We start from the raw sequence: 14543 nt of genomic DNA, 5'->3' as shown, positions 1-14543 counted from the left end.
GCGCGCCCTGTCACCCATCGCTCACCAGCACGTCCAGCACAAGCGTGCTCACCACCTCCCCCCGAACCCGTACCTCTCCCCTGAACCTGATCCCGTGTTCCCGGAACTCCCCGATCCCGCCGAGCACCGCCCACTCCCCCGCCCCCGCCATCCGGTCGGCCCGCACGGACATCGCCCGTGGCGCCCAGCGCTGTGCGTACCCCCCGGTCATGCCGTCGACGACATGGTCCACGAGCGCGGTCAGCCCCGCCGCGGCCACGGTCAGCGGAAGCACCGGCCGACCGTCGAAATGGCCCGCGCACAGCTCAGGGGTGATCAACATCCCGGCGGACACACGGCAGTTGTCGTACGAGACACCGGCCAGGGCGGGCGACGGAGGCCCGGACGTACGGGAACCCACAACCGAGGCCGGAGTCGGGGCCCGGGCCGGAATCGGCTGGGTCGGGACCATCCGCTCGAAGACCGCGGCGGGCAGTACGTCGTACTCGACCCGCGCGGACACATAGGTGTCGTCGCTGAACTCGCCGGTCAGCCGGGCGTCGGCAAAGGCGCGACGGCAGCCGTGGAAGCCCGCGCCGGCCTCGGCGACCAGGGTCATCGCGTCCTCCGGCCAAGCGGAGAGGGGTGCGTACTCCGCGTACAGGGAACGCGCGAGGTAGTACGACGACACCTCCTCCCCCGACGCCTCCGATGCCCGCAACGACTCCGCCGCGCACATCCCCAGCACGGCCAGCCGACGCCCCGCATCGGCGGCGGAGATCGACAACTCCTGCTGCCCGGTGGGGCGTTGGCAGGGAACGAGGGCCTCGGCGTACCCGGGAGCCAGAACGCGCAGATCGTCGAGCGCGTAGTACGGCGCCGAGACACACACCCGCGTGGAGTCGAACAGATCCAGCACTTCGCCCGCACCTCTCTTTCCGCATTCCGGAAGGAGATTGATCCACATCCCCTGAGCCGACGGGAAAACCGGTGAGCCGAACGGGTGACACAGGCACACGCGTTACACGTCGGAAACCTTGACGATCTCTGTGCCGGGTGCCACGATTCCGGCGCCGCGATGTTTACGTAAACATCGCCCCCCTCGGTCCTCTGACCGGCATGCGAAAGGGCTAGTTGATGCGCAATATCCTCGGCGGCATCCGCCCCTCCTCCCCCCGACTGCGCGCCGCACTCGTAGCACTCGCCATCGCCGCGACCAGCGGCACGGCGGTCGCCGCGGCCCCCGCCTCCGCCTCCGCCCCCTCCGCCTCCGCCTCCGACGGCCTGGCCAGAGACACGACCCAGTTCAAGGGCGTCAACTGGGCGGACCCGCGCGACAACTTCGCCGACGACCTGCTCCAGCTGTCGGGTCTGTCGACCTCCGACACCTACGCCCAGACGTACGCCAAGTCGAGCCGGATCATCTCGGCGTTCCGCGCGAACCTCGGCGCCAACACGGTGCGGCTGCCGATCAACCCGTACACGGTCAACGGCGCCTACTGGAAGTCGTACCGAGGGGTCATCGACGCGGCGTCGGACAAGGGTTTCAAGGTGATCGTCTCCTACTGGGAGGGCACCGGCGCCCAGAAGGACGGCTTCATCGACGACACGGCCACCTACTGGCCCATGTGGGACAGGGTCGTCAAGGCGTACAAGAACGACAGGCACGTCTACTTCGAGCCGATGAACGAGCCGCACGGCTACACCGAGACCGAGTGGGCGGACATCGCGGCGAAGTGGCTCGCGACGTACAAGTCCGTTCCGCGCAACCAGGTGTTCGTCAGCGGCGCCGGCTACAACGACCACGTCACGTCCGTCTGCGCCGACCCGCGCCTGAAGGGCACCTACCTCTCGCTGCACCACTACGGCTTCTGGAAGGAGTACGCGACCTACGACCAGTGGGTGGCCGACCTGAAGGAGCGCATCGGCAGCTGCGCGAACCGGACGGTGGCCGACGAGTTCGGGGCCTTCATGACGACGGGCCTCGACTACAACAAGAAGACCCCCGACAACAACTTCATCAACTTCATGCAGGCCGTCACCGACACCTTCCGCGAGCTGAAGATGGGCTCCGTCTACTGGCCCGGCCTGCGCACGGACGACATGTACTCGATCCAGACCCTGACGGGCACCACCGACCGCCCCTGGCTGGCCACCACCAACCAGTCCGGCGCCGACCGTCTCGCCTGGGGCTGGGGCCGGGGCAAGCCCGTCCAGGACTGAATACCTCGTTGATCCGCACCGGCCGGGACCATAGGTTCGGGAAATGACGAGCCCGACGAACCTCCGGATCGGTGTGATGTACGACCGCGACTGGGCCCCGGAAGGGCTGCCCGGATTCGCGCGGCGGGCCGAGGCCCTCGGTGTGGACGACCTGTGGGTGGTCGAGGACCTCGGCTGGAACGGCGGTGTGTCGGCGGCCGCCGTGGCGCTCGGCGCGACGGAGCGGCTGCGGGTGGGCATCGGGATCGCCCCCGCTCCGCTGCGCAGCCCGGCACTCCTCGCCATGGAACTGGCCACGCTGGCCCGGGTGTTCCCGGGCCGGCTCGTCGCCGGGATCGGCCACGGGATACGGGAGTGGATGACCTCGGTCGGCGTCGCACCCCGTTCGCCGCTGGCCCTGCTGGAGGAGACGATCACCTCCGTACGCGCCCTGCTGCGCGGGGAGCGCGTGGAACTGACGGGTCGTGAAGTGCGCCTGGACGGCGTCCACTTGGTGCACCCGCCCACCGAACCGCCCCCGGTGGTCGCCGGGGTGGTGCGACCCCGTTCGCTGGAGCTGTCCGGCCGGGTCGCGGACGGCACCCTGATCGCCGAGGGCCACGGACCGAGCGACCTGGAGAACACCCGGGCACTGACCGCGAAGGGCGGCGCGGGCCCCGAACACACCCTGACGGTACTGGCGTTCTGCTACGTCGGCGACGACCCCGACGACGTGGCACGCACCCTGCACCCGCACACCGAGGGCCACGGCGACTGGCTGGGCCGCCCGCAGGAGGACGTGTTCACCGTCTCCGGCACCGCCTCGGAGGCCGCCGAGGACATCGGCGCACTGTCGACGGCCGGCGCTGACACGGTCGTACTCCGGATCGTCGGCGCGGAACCGCTGAGCCAACTGGAGTCCGTACTGCGGGCGTTGGGCCGCTGAGCAACTGCCGGTGCCGGGTCAGTGGGCGGCGAACTGGACGCGGGTCGGCTGCACGACATCGGGCCGTACCGCGATCCCGTCGAGCGTCAGCTGCTCCCCGTAGATGTCACTGATCCTGATCGCGCCACCGCATCCGCTGCCCTGCTCGGAGAGGAAGTAGTTGTACTCGGTACGCGCCAGCCGGACCCAACTGCCGCCGCTGGTACGGACTTCGAGGCGCGCCAGCGGATTGCGGTGGCCGATGACCTGGATACCGCACCAGTACTGGCTGGACCCCGTCTTGTAGCGGACGGAGAGGGTGTCGGCGTTCGCGGGGCTCAGCAGGCTCCAGGTGATCGGGATCCGGCCGGCCACGGGATCGGCGATCTTGGCGAAGGCCTGGGCGCTGAGGTCGACGTGGCCGGGTGCGCAGTCCCCCGGGCACTCGTTGGTGATCCGGACGGTGACGGACGCGCCGCTCGCCGCACGGACGAGGATGTACGCCCCGCACGCCATGGACGTCTCGTAGTCGGTGGTGTTCATCGCGGCGGTCATGACGTCGGCGCTCGGCCCGTACGAGCAGGCGTGGCCGTCGCCGTTCCCGGCACCGTAGAAGGTGGCGACGCCCGTGTAGTCGACGCCGGGCTTGATCCGCCCCGCCAGGGGGGCCGCACCGGAGGCCGGCTTGGGAGCGGCGGCGGCACGGGTGGCGGCGGCCGACGGCTTCGGGGCCGCGGCGGCGGTCCGAGTGGCCGCCGGGGTGGCCTTCGTCGTGGCTTTCGGGGACGCGGACCGCGTGGCGGAGGGCGTCGGGGACGGTGTCGGCTTCGGCGAAGCGGTGGGCGGCGCGATCACCCGGGCGCCGGCGGCGGACGAGGCCGCCCCGTATCCGTCGTCGGCCTCACGGCCGGGCCGCAGAGCCATGACCAGGGATATGACGAGCGCGACAGCCGCCACGGAGGCACAGACGAGAACGCCCCGCCGCCGATGGAGGGGAGGGCGCGGAGAACGACGCGAAGAACGGGACGCCACGGCAGAGGTCCTTACCTGGTCCGGAGATCATGTGCTCGATGCGAGGCTCCAGTTGAGGCAGCTTCCGGCCCATAGTCTCCACCGCGCCCGAAAAGGTTGCCGGGGTTTCGGAAATCACTCGAGCGCGCCGTCCTCCTCGACGCGCTCGAACGACTGGAAGGACCTGCTCAGTTCCGCAGCGGCCCCCGGCTCACCAGTTGCTTCAGCACGTCGGCCGACGGCACCCCTCTCGCCTGCTCCAGAGCAGCGCCGACAGCTTCCAGATCGGTGCGCACCTGGGCGTCCTCGGCTCCGGCCCGCTCGGCGAGTTCGGCAAGCAGGGCGCGTCCCAGGTCGACGTCCTCGTCAGCGACGACGGACTTCTCGTCCTCGAACAGCTTCCCCGCGTGTTCGATCAGCGTGGCGGCCCGGGCTGCCAGACCCTCGTCGGTGAACACCAGGGAGGCGACGGGCAGTTCCACCCGTTCGACAAGGGTGATCCACTCACGGCCCGCCTCGGTGCTCGCGAGCACGTCGTCACGGACCCGGCGCAGCGCGTCCACCTCGATCCGGCTGGTGAGCAGCTTCAGGCCGATCAGGTCGAAGGCGCAGATGCTCTGCTGGGCGAGGGCCAGCAGGCCCGCTTTGGTGTCGAGCTTGATGAGGGTGGGGTCCGGCGGGTGGAAGGAGTCCTCCACGCTGCCGACCCGCGGGCCCGTCTCGATGGTGAAGCCGTATGTCTTGCCCAGCGCGGGATCCGCGATGTGGCGGCTGTAGACGTAGTCGCCCTGGGTGCCGGTGGTGGCGTACAGCGCCCGGCCCGTCTGCGGCGTGTACGCGCTCCCGCGTACCGCGGCGATCGCGTCGACGAGCCGTTGCGCGACCGTGGTGAAACGGAGCAGGTCCTGGGGGGTGATGTACTCCTCGTAGCCCGGAATTCCGATGGGCTCGCAGGTTCCGGTGGGCAGGCCCGTGAACCGCTGTGCCGGATCGCTGGTCTGGTTGTGGGCGTGGCCCCACGGATACAGGACGAGCTCCGAGAACGAGTGCACGTCCGCGAACGTGTGGATGGTCTCCGTGTCCAGCAGGTGCTTGACGTTACGGGTCTCCGGCTCGGAGAACCTGTCGGCCCCGACGTAGATGTCCGTGCAGGGGCTGCACGAGGTCTGGCCCTCCGTCACTCCCCAGAGGATGTCCGCGTTGCGGTTGAGGTCGACCCCGTCGCACGGCGTCCCCGGGTTGTCACGGAGGTTCTTGCGCCACATGTTGTCGACGGTCAGCACCTTGGTGCGGCCGTCGGGGTTGGAGCAGGGAACGAACCAGAGGTCGAGGCTCTCCAGGACGAGCTTGACGTCCTCGGCCTTCCAGGTACGGCCGCCGTACACGATGTCGGTACCCGTCAGATAACTCACGACGAGGTCGACGGAGAATTCCACCAGGGCGTCCGGGTTCATCAGCTCGCGCGCGTGGGTGCCGCCCACGAACAGGACACCACGCCGGTTTCCGCCCTCGCCGGCCCGCAGCCGCAGGGCGAACACCGGGCGGCCCTGGACGGAGCGCTCGGGCAGTCGGGTCCTCGTGCACAGTTGCGGGAACCACGTGGCGAGCAGCGAGGTCACCGAGTCGAGTTGGGGGACCGTTCGATACATCACACACCTCCGGACCGCTCGATGCCCTGGACACGCTCATCCAGCCAGGCCCTCACCGAGTCGTCGTCTTCCACGAGTTCGGCGGCGAGAGGCCGCACGGGCACCTCGGCATGCAGACGGACTTCGTAGCCGCTCTCCAGCAGACGACTGCACTCGTCCGCGGTGACGACCACCCGGACGTCGCCCTCCGGATCGGGGATCCGGTCCAGATCGAGGTCGGCGACGCCGAGGAGATCACGGTTCGTCGGACTGGGGTGGACCGTGGCGTCGAAGCGCACGGTGGGGTTCTGCTGTGGGCGTTCGGACGGTTCGTTCATGTCCGTCTCCTCGGTGCGTGTCCGTCTGTCACCAGGACTGCTGAGATCCCATAGAAATCAATCAAATCCGACAAAACACCACCCCTTTCGATACTGGGACGGGGTCGGTCCGCTGTCAAATCCGGTGCCACAGCGGGCAGTCGACGCCTCCGGAACGGCTGGAGCGGCGCCGTGTTGCGGGCCCCTGCACCCGGTGCGACGGTGGACAGGAGGGCACTTCCGGGACAACGGCCCGGCAGAGAGAGCCCCGTGGGCGACGGGTCCCCCGTCGACGAGCGGCCGAACCGCGCCCCCCACCACCCCCACCCCTGCCCCACGATCCGTGGAGCCTGGCGCTGCCGTGTGCATCGGCGCGCGTCCACCGACCCGGGGAAGCACACAGAGAGCGGGAAATCCCATGGCGAACGGACCCTTGGACAGGCACGCCTTCGGCGAGCAGCCGGACCGTAACAACGGCACCCCATCAGGCCGGGGCTCGGAGTACACCGGCCGGTATGTGGTCCTGCTCGACCCGAGCAACCAGGAGAGCGGGCTCAACGCACTGCGTTCCGCCGCCGACATCGCGCCCGTGGAGCGCGTCCGGGGAACCGAGACCGCCAACGTCGCCGCACTCCTCGAGAACCCCGGCGTCTCGGTGCAGTTCGAGGAACTCGGCGCCGCCGTCGTCGAGGTGCGGGCCGATCAGCGCCTCTCGCTGGTGACCACGGCCGAGGCCGATCCCTCGATCCTGGCGGCCGAGCCCGAGCGCATGGTCTATGCCTCGGTGATCACCGCCCCGCACAGGGCACCGACCGAGTTCTACCCGGCCTACCGCAGCGACGAGGAAGTGGTCGCAAGGCAGACCAACGCCGAGATGGCCGCCGCGCAGGGGCCGGCCTCCGACGAGGAGAAGTCGACCTGGGGCCTCCAGGCCATCCGGGCCAGCCTGTCCACTCTGACGGGACGCGATGTGAAGATCGCCGTCCTCGACACCGGTGTGGACACCGACCACCCGGACCTGGTCGGGCGCATCGAGGAGACGGCCTCCTTCGTGCCCGGCGAGAGCGTCGAGGACGGCCACGGCCACGGCACGCACTGCATCGGCACCGCCGCCGGCCCCGCCAGCCCCCAGCAGGGACCCCGCTACGGGGTGGCGACCGAGGCCCGGATCCTTGCCGGGAAGGTGCTCAGCAACGCGGGCAGCGGCTCCGACGGCCAGATCCTGGCGGGCATGGCCTGGGCCGTCGCCCGCGGCGCACGGGTGATCTCCATGTCACTCGGCGCTCCGGTCCGGCCTGGTGAACTCTTCCCCCAGACGTACGAGAAGCTGGCCCAGCGCGCGCTCGAGCGCGGGACACTGATCGTCGCCGCCGCGGGCAACGAAAGCCGACGGCCCCAGCGTACGGACCCCGTCGGCCGACCCGCCAACTGCCCGTCCATCCTCGCGGTGGCCTCGGTGGACAAGGCACTCACGACGTCGTTCTTCTCCTGCGGCGCGATCAACGGCGCGGGCGGCGAGATCAACATCGCCGCACCGGGCAGGGATGTGCACTCGGCCGCCCCTGGTGGCGGGTACCAGTCGATGTCGGGTACCAGCATGGCCACACCGCACGTCGCGGGTGTCGTCGCCCTGCTCGCCGAGGCCAATCCCGGTGCCACCGCGGCCGACCTCAGGGCCGCCCTCCTCTCCGGCGCGTTCCCGCTGGCGCAGCCCGTCGAGGACGTCGGCGCGGGTCTGCTCCAGGCCCCGTGAACGGGTCCACGCGGTCCGAACCGGTCGGAGTCATCCTCGCGGTTGACCCCGACCGGTTCGCGGACGTCGTCGAGGCCGCGCGAGGGGCCGGGTTGACCGTCACGGGCGAGCAGCCGATCCTCGGCACACTGTCCGGGACCATCGCCGAGGACCGGATCGCGGCTCTGAGGGCGGTCGACGGCGTCGAATCCGTGGACCGCGACCGCGCCATCGGCCTCCCCCCGCCCGACTCCCCCATCCAGTGAGTCCGAGACCGATCGGCCACACGAACACCCCCCGGTTCAGGGCGTGTTCGTGTGGCCGATCGGTCAGTGTCTGTCAGTGTCGTCCCGCGAGCCCCGCCGGGCCGGAGGCGGACACCTCGAGCCCGCCGGAGACGGCGGCCGGGAGTGCCGTGACGGCTCTGGTCGGCGGGTTGAGGTTGACGACACCGGACCGGACCTTGACCGTGCCGACCAACCGGCTCTGGGTGTCGCCGATCAGCAGGCAGGACCGGAACGCCTGCTGACGGACGTAGATCTGCGGGCCGTTCACGTCGGTCCAGAGTGTGCCGTCGGCGGCTTCTCCGTAGATGTACGACCAGGTGTTGTCCGTGTCGAGGACGTACGCCTCTCCACCGGGCGGGATGTTCCACCAGCCGCGCGTTCCCCAACGGCCGTATTCGGCGCAGGTGTCGGGGCTGAAGAAGAGGATGGCGGTGGAGACGGTGAGGTGGTATCGGTTGCGGATGCGAAGTTCCATGATCAACGTTCTCCTTCCTGGAACCTGATGCGGAGCGGTGTCCGGTCGACGGACCCGTCCCCCGGAGGGAGTTGGTGGTCCGACATCCCGTCGGTCCCCTCGGTCCCACCGGCGGCGGACGTGACCGGGGCGCCGCCGAAGGCGGACGTCGGGTCCGTCTGCCGTTCCCCGTCGGACTCCTGCGGCGCCTGGAACCGCTGCCGCAACGGGCGCGGATCTAGGTGCTCGTCGCCCGGCGGAAGGACCTCGTCCGTCGTGGGCTCGGAGCCGGTGCCCGTCGGGGAACCGGCGCCCTGAGCCGCGTGGAACGCCGCCCACAGATCGGTGTCGGTTCGCTGCGGCGATGTCTCGATGGCGAAGTCGCCGGTGGGGTCGGGCTGCTTTCGCAAGGCGTTGTCGCTCATCTCTTCCTCCTCGTGTCCATCGGCTCGACAGGTGGTGGGGAAGTGCGTGCGGGGTGTGGGGACACCCCGGCCTCAGACGCGGAGCAGTGCCTGGGCCGGTCGATCGCCGCGTGCGGTCACGCTCGCCTCCGAGACGCCGCCGTCCGGTGTGCGGCACTGGACGGTGTAGACGCCGTCGGCGCGGACGGCGAGCGTGAAACTCCCGTCGGCGGCGGACAGCACGGCGATGTCGGGGTACGGCTCAGGTCCGCCGGTGAGGTACACGCTGGCGTCCGGAACGGGGTTGCCGGTCACGTCCCGCACCACTCCGGTGATCAGGCGTACCGGCTCGTCACCGCGCCGGCCGTCGGTCATGCGGTCCAGTTCGACAGGTTGTCGTAGACAGGCCTGGTGATCCTGGTACCGGAGTTGGCGGTCGCCCCGCCGTAGGCGTGCACGGCGATGCCGTAGCGACCGCCGTCGACGATGCGGTACACCGCGCTGCCGCTCTGTCCGCCCGCCGTGTCGATGTCGTAGTACACCTTCAACGGGTTCACCGAGCTGATGCCACGGCCGTCGTACCACTGCGTCCCAGGGGGTTTGTCCCCCGGGTACCCGGAGATGTTGGCGACGGACTTGAGCAGATCCGCGTCGGGCCAGGCCCCGAAGCCGAACCATCCGGTGGTGGAGCCCAGTTCCGTGGGGATGATGATGGCGCCGTAGTCGTAGTTCTCGTCCCCGGACCCGGTCCAGCCCGTCACCGAGCGGAAGTTGGTACTGGTGACAGAGCCGTACGGCAGTGTCGTCCCGTTGCGCCCTGGCATGACCTGGATGCTCTTGACCCACCCGTCGCGTCCGTCCACACCGCTGCCCTTGATGTACACCACGTGACCGGCCGTCGCGAGCGTGTGCGGACCGATGAACCACGCGGTGCCGATCCACCGGGAGTTGTCCGCGGCGGTGATGAGCAGCGACGCGTGCGCCCGCCACGGATAGATCGCCGTGTTCGTGATCTGGACCCGGTCGTCCGGTGGGTGAACGGTCTCGACCACCGGGTGCGCGGGGCCGAACGACGCCTCACCGATGTCGGGCAGGACGACGGTCGGCGCCGTCCACACCTCGGCGGAGAGCGCGTCGTACTCCGGGCGCCGGTAACCCTCCACGTCCTCCAGACCGTCGACCGAACCCGGCGGGGCGGGTGTTCCCGCCACGCCCTCCGACGGGCTGCGGAAGACCGGCTGCTCCGCGGCGAGAGCGGAGAGTTCTTCGGGCTGGTTCGACACAGCGGTGTGCTGATCACCTGTCATGTCCGTGGTTCCTCCCTTGGGGATGCCGACGCGCCACGGTCCGCCGGCGGCTGCCGGTGGACGGCCGGAAGGATCGGGAAAGGTACGGCAGGGCTCTGCCCGACGGTGCCGTACCGCGGCACCATCTCGGCCCACACCCGCACAAACTCCCCTAATAGCCACGATAGGCCTATTCAGGTGATCCGGCATCGGCGTCCACGAGGGGGGTCGGCGCTCAGGACCCGGTACCGGGGATCGGCCGCACGGTGAGGATCTGCTCCGCCTGGCCGACCGGGCCATGGATGTCGGGCAGGACGCTGCTGGTGAGGCCCTGGCCGGTGGGTCCGAAGGTGACGGTGGTGTCCAGGCCGGTCCAGGGGCCTTCGGGCATGCGGTGGAGGTGGATGGTCAGATCGACGTTGGGGAACATCCAGGCGGTGGGCGGCTGTCGTACGGCGATCCCGTTGGCGGTGTCGACGAGGGAGACGTAGGACGCGAGCGGGCTGCTGGGCTCGCCGTCGACCAGGGCGAGGCGGGTGGAGACCCAGGCCGTCGTCCGGCCCGGCCGGGGCGGTGCGAGCGTACGGAAGTCCAGCGAGGCGATGTACCCGCCGGGCCACAGCTCCGTCATCGGCCACGGAGTGAGCGCCTCGGGAGGGGTGAGCCGGTCGTCGGGGCCGCCGGCGACGGTGGAGGTGTCGAGGACGGCGAGGAGCCAGGCGCGGGCCCGGACCACCGGGCGGCCCGCTATGAGCACCACCGCTTCGATCAGCTCGATGGTGCGGCCGGGCCGGACGGTCTCCACCCGGATCTCGCACTCGTCGAGGGCGAGCCGGCCCAGGATGTCGTAGCTGATCCGGGCCATGACGAGACCGGAGTCCGGCCGCGCGGCCAGATGACGGTCGATGGCGTGGACGACCAGGCCGCCGAGCGGGCTGAAGTGCTGCTCGTCCGGGGCCCAGGCCCCGCCCGCGTGGACCGTCGGCTTGTAGCGGTGCTCGTCGATGCGCTCGTAGTAGCTGCCGGGGGCCGGGGTGCCGGTGTTCAACGTGCGTTTCTCCTCGGACTGTTCGCGAGCCTGGCCGTCGGTGCGCTCGCGGGGGTCTGTCATCTCTTCATCATCACCCCGGGCCAACGCACGACAACGACCGGGCCCGGCCGCGGGGAGAGTCGCGGCCGGGCCCGGTGGAGAGGGGCGGAGAGGCTCAGTACAGGCCGGTGTAGCCGCTCCAGCCGGTGGCGATCCGCGCCTTCGTGCCGAAGGTGGCGGCCGCCGTCCCGTTCCAGCGCCACAGGGCGCCCTTGCTGTCCCGGCCGAGAAGGTCAGGACGGCCGTCGCCGGTCAGATCGCCGGGTACGGCCAGGGCATTGACGCTGATCCCGCCCGCGATCCGGACCCGGGCACCGAAGGCACCCTTGCCGTTGCCGAGCCAGCGCCACAGCACGCCCGCACGGTCCAGACCGACCATGTCACCGATGGCGTCGCCGTTCAGGTCACCGGCGCCGACGAGACGGGTGTAGCCACCCTGGCCCGCGACCAGCTTGACCCGCGCGGCCAGACCGCCCTTGCCGTCGGCGGCGTACCGCCACAGCACACCCGCCTTGTCACGGGCGACCAGATCGGCGCGACCGTCCCCGGTGATGTCCCCAGGGGAGGTCAGCACGTCGTACCCGCCGAACCCGGTGCCGATCACACGGCGCGGCGGGGTCTTCGGTGTGAACGCCCTGCCGCAGGTGCCGTCGTACCGGCTCAGCCGCCCTCCCGAATCCCGGACGAGAAGGTCGTTGCACGAGTCGCCGCTCAGATCACCGAACGGCACGAAGGCCGACGAGGTGGGCCAGCCGCCGGCCAGGGCCTTGTGCGCGCTGTCGATGGTGCCGCGCCCGGTGCCGGGCTGAATGGCAAGTCGGCCCGCGCTGTCGAAGGTGAGCAGGTCACCGATGCCGTCCCGGCCGAAGTCATGGCGCTCCAGCGACCGTACCGACAGCGACTTGTCGTAGATCGTCGTCCACGTGTCCGTGGCCGTATCCGTGTCCGCCGACGTCTCACTCGGGGTACTGGCCGTCAGGGTCACCCTGTACGTGCCGGTGCGGACCAGCGCCCCGTTCTCGGCGCGCCCGTCCCAGGTCGCGGTCAGCTTCCCGTGCACCGGGCCGCCGGTGACGGTCCGTACGACAGCCCCGGCGGAGGTGGCGACCGTCAGCTTCCAGCCCACGGCCGGCCTGTTCAGATGCCAGACGCCCTGGAAGTGGGTGCCCTCGCGCAGATCGACCGAGGTGGGGACGGTCGCGTCGGTCGCCGTGAGCGGGGAGGCGGCCAACTGCGGCCACTTCACCGTCACGTCACCCGACGCCGTCGAGTAGGCGACCGGACCGCCGAACCGGTCCACGTCCCAGTACCGGCCGCGCAGATCGGCGGGCGCGTACGCCGGGGACGGCAGCGGCCCGAGTTCCTCCGTACCGACCCGATCGGCCGGAACCGCGCCCCGCAGGTAGGTGATCAGCAGCTTGCCGGCCTCGTCGTCCTGGGAGACCAGATAGCCGTCGCCCAGCCGCGCGTAGCCCTGCGGTACCTCCTGCAGCGCGTATCTCTCCTGGTCGTAGACGCCCGCGCGGCCGTCCGGCCCGCAGGACCAGTAGACGTACCGGCCCACCACCTGCAGATCGGTCGGCAGGCAGGCGGCGAGCGGAATGCTCTCCAGCTTCCGCATCGACGGCAGCGAGAACCGGTTGAACCAGGTCGCGCCGTTCGCGTCGGTCGCGGTCGTCCACAGGGTGTTCCCCCACAGGGCGACGGCCGGCCAGGAGCCGGTGGCCAGCACCTTGCTCCCGTCCCGCACCTCCTGTGTACCCCGGGTCGTCCGGACCACCGTGTACGAGCCGGACGCGGCCAGGAACGCAGACACCCTGTACTGCGGGCGGGCGACGTCGCCCTCCCCCGTGCCGACGAGCCGCAGGCACTCCTCGTAGCAGTCGACGTGGTAGGTGTACGCGGGGTCGGGCACGTCGTACCCGAGGTCGCCCAGATTCTGCGGCGGTGCGGCGGTCAGTGTGCCGTCGGCCGCAAGGGAGAGCGCGGACGCGGTGAGATCGGTGCCGGAGTCCGGGTCGGGCGCGTTCGCCTTCTCGGTGCCGAGGAGCACCCGCCCCTGGTCGACCGCGACGCCACCGGCCTCGTACACCGAGACCGGCGGCAGCGGCGACACCGGCTCGACGACCGGGAGCCCGTCCGTGCCCAGGGTGACCTGCTGGACGGCCCAGTGGTCCGCGTCCGTACCGCCCTCGATGAAGAGGCTGCCGTCGTCACCGTCGGCGAAGGAACCGTTCGAGGCGGTCAGCAGCGTACGCGCCGCGCCGCCGGTCACCGGCACGGCGCGGATCGGACCCTTGGTGGTCTCGGGGTACAGCACCCAGTCGCCGATCACGCGAGCCTCGCGGAGGGCGGCTCGCGGAAGGTCGACGAGCTGCCCGGGGTCCTGCGGACGATCGCGGTCGATGACGTACAGGTGCGCGGTCTGGACGTCCTTGTCGAGCGCGTAGAAGAGCACCTTGTCGCCGGCCAGGTGCGGGTATTCCAGGTACAGGAACTTGTCGCTCGGCACGTACGTCAACGTGGCGGTGTCGAAGTCGAGCAGCGCGGTGCGCCCGCCGGCGCCGCTGTCGGGCTTGTACCAGAACGCGGCCCCGCGCGCGTCCAGCCCCTGGTCGAGGACGTACCCGCGGAAGTCGTCCGCGACGCCGGTCACCGGCCGCTCGACCGGCTGCCCACCGCCCGCCGGCATCTCCAGCAGGACGAGCGTCCACTTCCCGTCGACCGGACGGGCGACCAACAGACGGTTCTCGGCGAAGACAGACGTGGCCCGGTAACCGGCCGGCACGAAGAACCGCGTCGCCGCGCCGGTGGCGTAGTTCCGGATCAGATACACGTTCGTCGTCCCCTCGGCCCTCTCCAGCCCGAGGCCGCCGTTGTAGGCGTACGCATACGCGTGGCGCGGATATTCCCTGGTCGAGCCGTCGCGCCCGACCCACGTCGCCGGGGTTGCGGACACATGCGCATCCCGTACGGACAGATAGCCGGTGTCGTCCGCCGCGGCCAGCCCCGCCTGCCGGGGCGCCACCCGGTGCGCACCGGTCAGCGTGGCGGTCGGCATGTCCCCGCTGCCCGCGGCGACGGCCGCCGGCGACGCGAACTGCAACAGCCCGGCCACCACGGCCAGGACCACCGCCCCCGAGACGACCCCACCCCTCGCCCGTCTCCCCCTCGACACCGTACGCAGAGTCGTGCGTCTCACGCGTCCCACCCCCATCGGTCCTCCCG

Annotated in this window: 14 protein-coding genes; 4 read left to right on the top strand and 10 right to left on the bottom strand. The window is 70.6% G+C overall.

What is annotated here, in order from left to right:
• Positions 1 to 10 precede the first annotated feature (10 nt).
• The gene (locus ACWCRB_RS27285) at positions 11 to 898 is read right to left on the bottom strand and encodes a hypothetical protein (protein WP_450998556.1); all 888 of its coding nucleotides are present in this window, start codon (positions 896 to 898) and stop codon (positions 11 to 13) included.
• Positions 899 to 1116: 218 nt separating this feature from the next.
• On the opposite strand from ACWCRB_RS27285, the gene ACWCRB_RS27280 reads away from it, so the two are divergent.
• Positions 1117 to 2202, top strand: a complete 1086-nt coding sequence (locus ACWCRB_RS27280; RefSeq protein ID WP_450998555.1) for a glycoside hydrolase family 5 protein — start codon at positions 1117 to 1119, stop codon at positions 2200 to 2202.
• Between the two features lie 43 nt (positions 2203 to 2245).
• A complete protein-coding gene (locus ACWCRB_RS27275) occupies positions 2246 to 3127 on the top strand; it encodes an LLM class flavin-dependent oxidoreductase (protein ID WP_450998554.1) in 882 nt (293 codons plus the stop codon).
• A gap of 18 nt (positions 3128 to 3145) precedes the next feature.
• On the opposite strand, the gene ACWCRB_RS27270 is transcribed toward ACWCRB_RS27275, so the two are convergent.
• From ACWCRB_RS27270 to ACWCRB_RS27260, 3 genes are all read right to left on the bottom strand, one after another.
• Complete coding sequence (locus tag ACWCRB_RS27270; RefSeq protein WP_450998553.1) at positions 3146 to 4138, bottom strand: expansin EXLX1 family cellulose-binding protein; 993 nt, start codon at positions 4136 to 4138, stop codon at positions 3146 to 3148.
• A 167-nt stretch (positions 4139 to 4305) separates the two neighbouring features.
• Positions 4306 to 5766, bottom strand: coding sequence for a M14 family zinc carboxypeptidase (locus tag ACWCRB_RS27265; protein ID WP_450998552.1), 1461 nt, complete (start codon positions 5764 to 5766; stop codon positions 4306 to 4308).
• Entirely contained in the window at positions 5766 to 6083 is a 318-nt protein-coding gene (locus ACWCRB_RS27260) for a hypothetical protein (RefSeq protein WP_450998551.1), read from the bottom strand. The genes ACWCRB_RS27265 and ACWCRB_RS27260 overlap by 1 nt, the downstream gene beginning before the upstream one ends.
• A gap of 397 nt (positions 6084 to 6480) precedes the next feature.
• Between ACWCRB_RS27260 and ACWCRB_RS27255 the strand changes: the two genes are divergently transcribed.
• Together ACWCRB_RS27255 and ACWCRB_RS27250 are read left to right on the top strand one after the other, a co-directional pair.
• Complete coding sequence (locus ACWCRB_RS27255) at positions 6481 to 7815, top strand: S8 family peptidase (protein WP_450998550.1); 1335 nt, start codon at positions 6481 to 6483, stop codon at positions 7813 to 7815.
• Positions 7812 to 8060: a hypothetical protein gene (locus tag ACWCRB_RS27250; RefSeq protein WP_450998549.1), complete on the top strand. Its 249-nt coding sequence runs from the start codon at positions 7812 to 7814 to the stop codon at positions 8058 to 8060. The genes ACWCRB_RS27255 and ACWCRB_RS27250 overlap by 4 nt, the downstream gene beginning before the upstream one ends.
• A 73-nt stretch (positions 8061 to 8133) precedes the next feature.
• Here the strand turns inward: ACWCRB_RS27250 and ACWCRB_RS27245 are convergent, their stop codons facing one another.
• The 6 genes from ACWCRB_RS27245 to ACWCRB_RS27220 form a co-directional block, all read right to left on the bottom strand.
• Positions 8134 to 8556, bottom strand: coding sequence for a DUF1036 domain-containing protein (locus ACWCRB_RS27245; RefSeq protein WP_369034809.1), 423 nt, complete (start codon positions 8554 to 8556; stop codon positions 8134 to 8136).
• Positions 8557 to 8558: 2 nt separating this feature from the next.
• A complete protein-coding gene (locus tag ACWCRB_RS27240) occupies positions 8559 to 8960 on the bottom strand; it encodes a hypothetical protein (protein WP_450998548.1) in 402 nt (133 codons plus the stop codon).
• A gap of 72 nt (positions 8961 to 9032) precedes the next feature.
• Complete coding sequence (locus tag ACWCRB_RS27235) at positions 9033 to 9314, bottom strand: carboxypeptidase-like regulatory domain-containing protein (protein WP_369034807.1); 282 nt, start codon at positions 9312 to 9314, stop codon at positions 9033 to 9035.
• Complete coding sequence (locus ACWCRB_RS27230; RefSeq protein WP_450998547.1) at positions 9311 to 10246, bottom strand: trypsin-like serine peptidase; 936 nt, start codon at positions 10244 to 10246, stop codon at positions 9311 to 9313. Before ACWCRB_RS27230 ends, ACWCRB_RS27235 begins: the two co-directional genes overlap by 4 nt.
• Positions 10247 to 10460: 214 nt before the next feature.
• Positions 10461 to 11273 carry a thioesterase family protein gene (locus ACWCRB_RS27225; RefSeq protein ID WP_450998570.1) on the bottom strand — a complete coding sequence of 271 codons (813 nt, stop codon included), beginning with the start codon at positions 11271 to 11273 and terminating at the stop codon, positions 10461 to 10463.
• A 157-nt stretch (positions 11274 to 11430) separates the two neighbouring features.
• Positions 11431 to 14517 (bottom strand): FlgD immunoglobulin-like domain containing protein, encoded by a 3087-nt coding sequence (locus ACWCRB_RS27220; RefSeq protein ID WP_450998546.1) that lies wholly within the window; start codon positions 14515 to 14517, stop codon positions 11431 to 11433.
• Between the last annotated feature and the right edge of the window lie 26 nt (positions 14518 to 14543).

This window comes from Streptomyces sp. NPDC002156, assembly GCF_053593675.1.
This window is presented reverse-complemented; position numbering and strand designations above follow the sequence as displayed.

Coding starts and splice junctions, on each gene's coding strand:
- ACWCRB_RS27280 (WP_450998555.1), top strand. CDS start 1,117: ATGCGCAATATCCTCGGCGGCATCCGCCCCTCCTCCCCCCGACTGCGC.
- ACWCRB_RS27275 (WP_450998554.1), top strand. CDS start 2,246: ATGACGAGCCCGACGAACCTCCGGATCGGTGTGATGTACGACCGCGAC.
- ACWCRB_RS27265 (WP_450998552.1), bottom strand. CDS start 5,766: ATGTATCGAACGGTCCCCCAACTCGACTCGGTGACCTCGCTGCTCGCC.
- ACWCRB_RS27260 (WP_450998551.1), bottom strand. CDS start 6,083: ATGAACGAACCGTCCGAACGCCCACAGCAGAACCCCACCGTGCGCTTC.
- ACWCRB_RS27255 (WP_450998550.1), top strand. CDS start 6,481: ATGGCGAACGGACCCTTGGACAGGCACGCCTTCGGCGAGCAGCCGGAC.
- ACWCRB_RS27245 (WP_369034809.1), bottom strand. CDS start 8,556: ATGGAACTTCGCATCCGCAACCGATACCACCTCACCGTCTCCACCGCC.
- ACWCRB_RS27240 (WP_450998548.1), bottom strand. CDS start 8,960: ATGAGCGACAACGCCTTGCGAAAGCAGCCCGACCCCACCGGCGACTTC.
- ACWCRB_RS27235 (WP_369034807.1), bottom strand. CDS start 9,314: ATGACCGACGGCCGGCGCGGTGACGAGCCGGTACGCCTGATCACCGGA.
- ACWCRB_RS27230 (WP_450998547.1), bottom strand. CDS start 10,246: ATGACAGGTGATCAGCACACCGCTGTGTCGAACCAGCCCGAAGAACTC.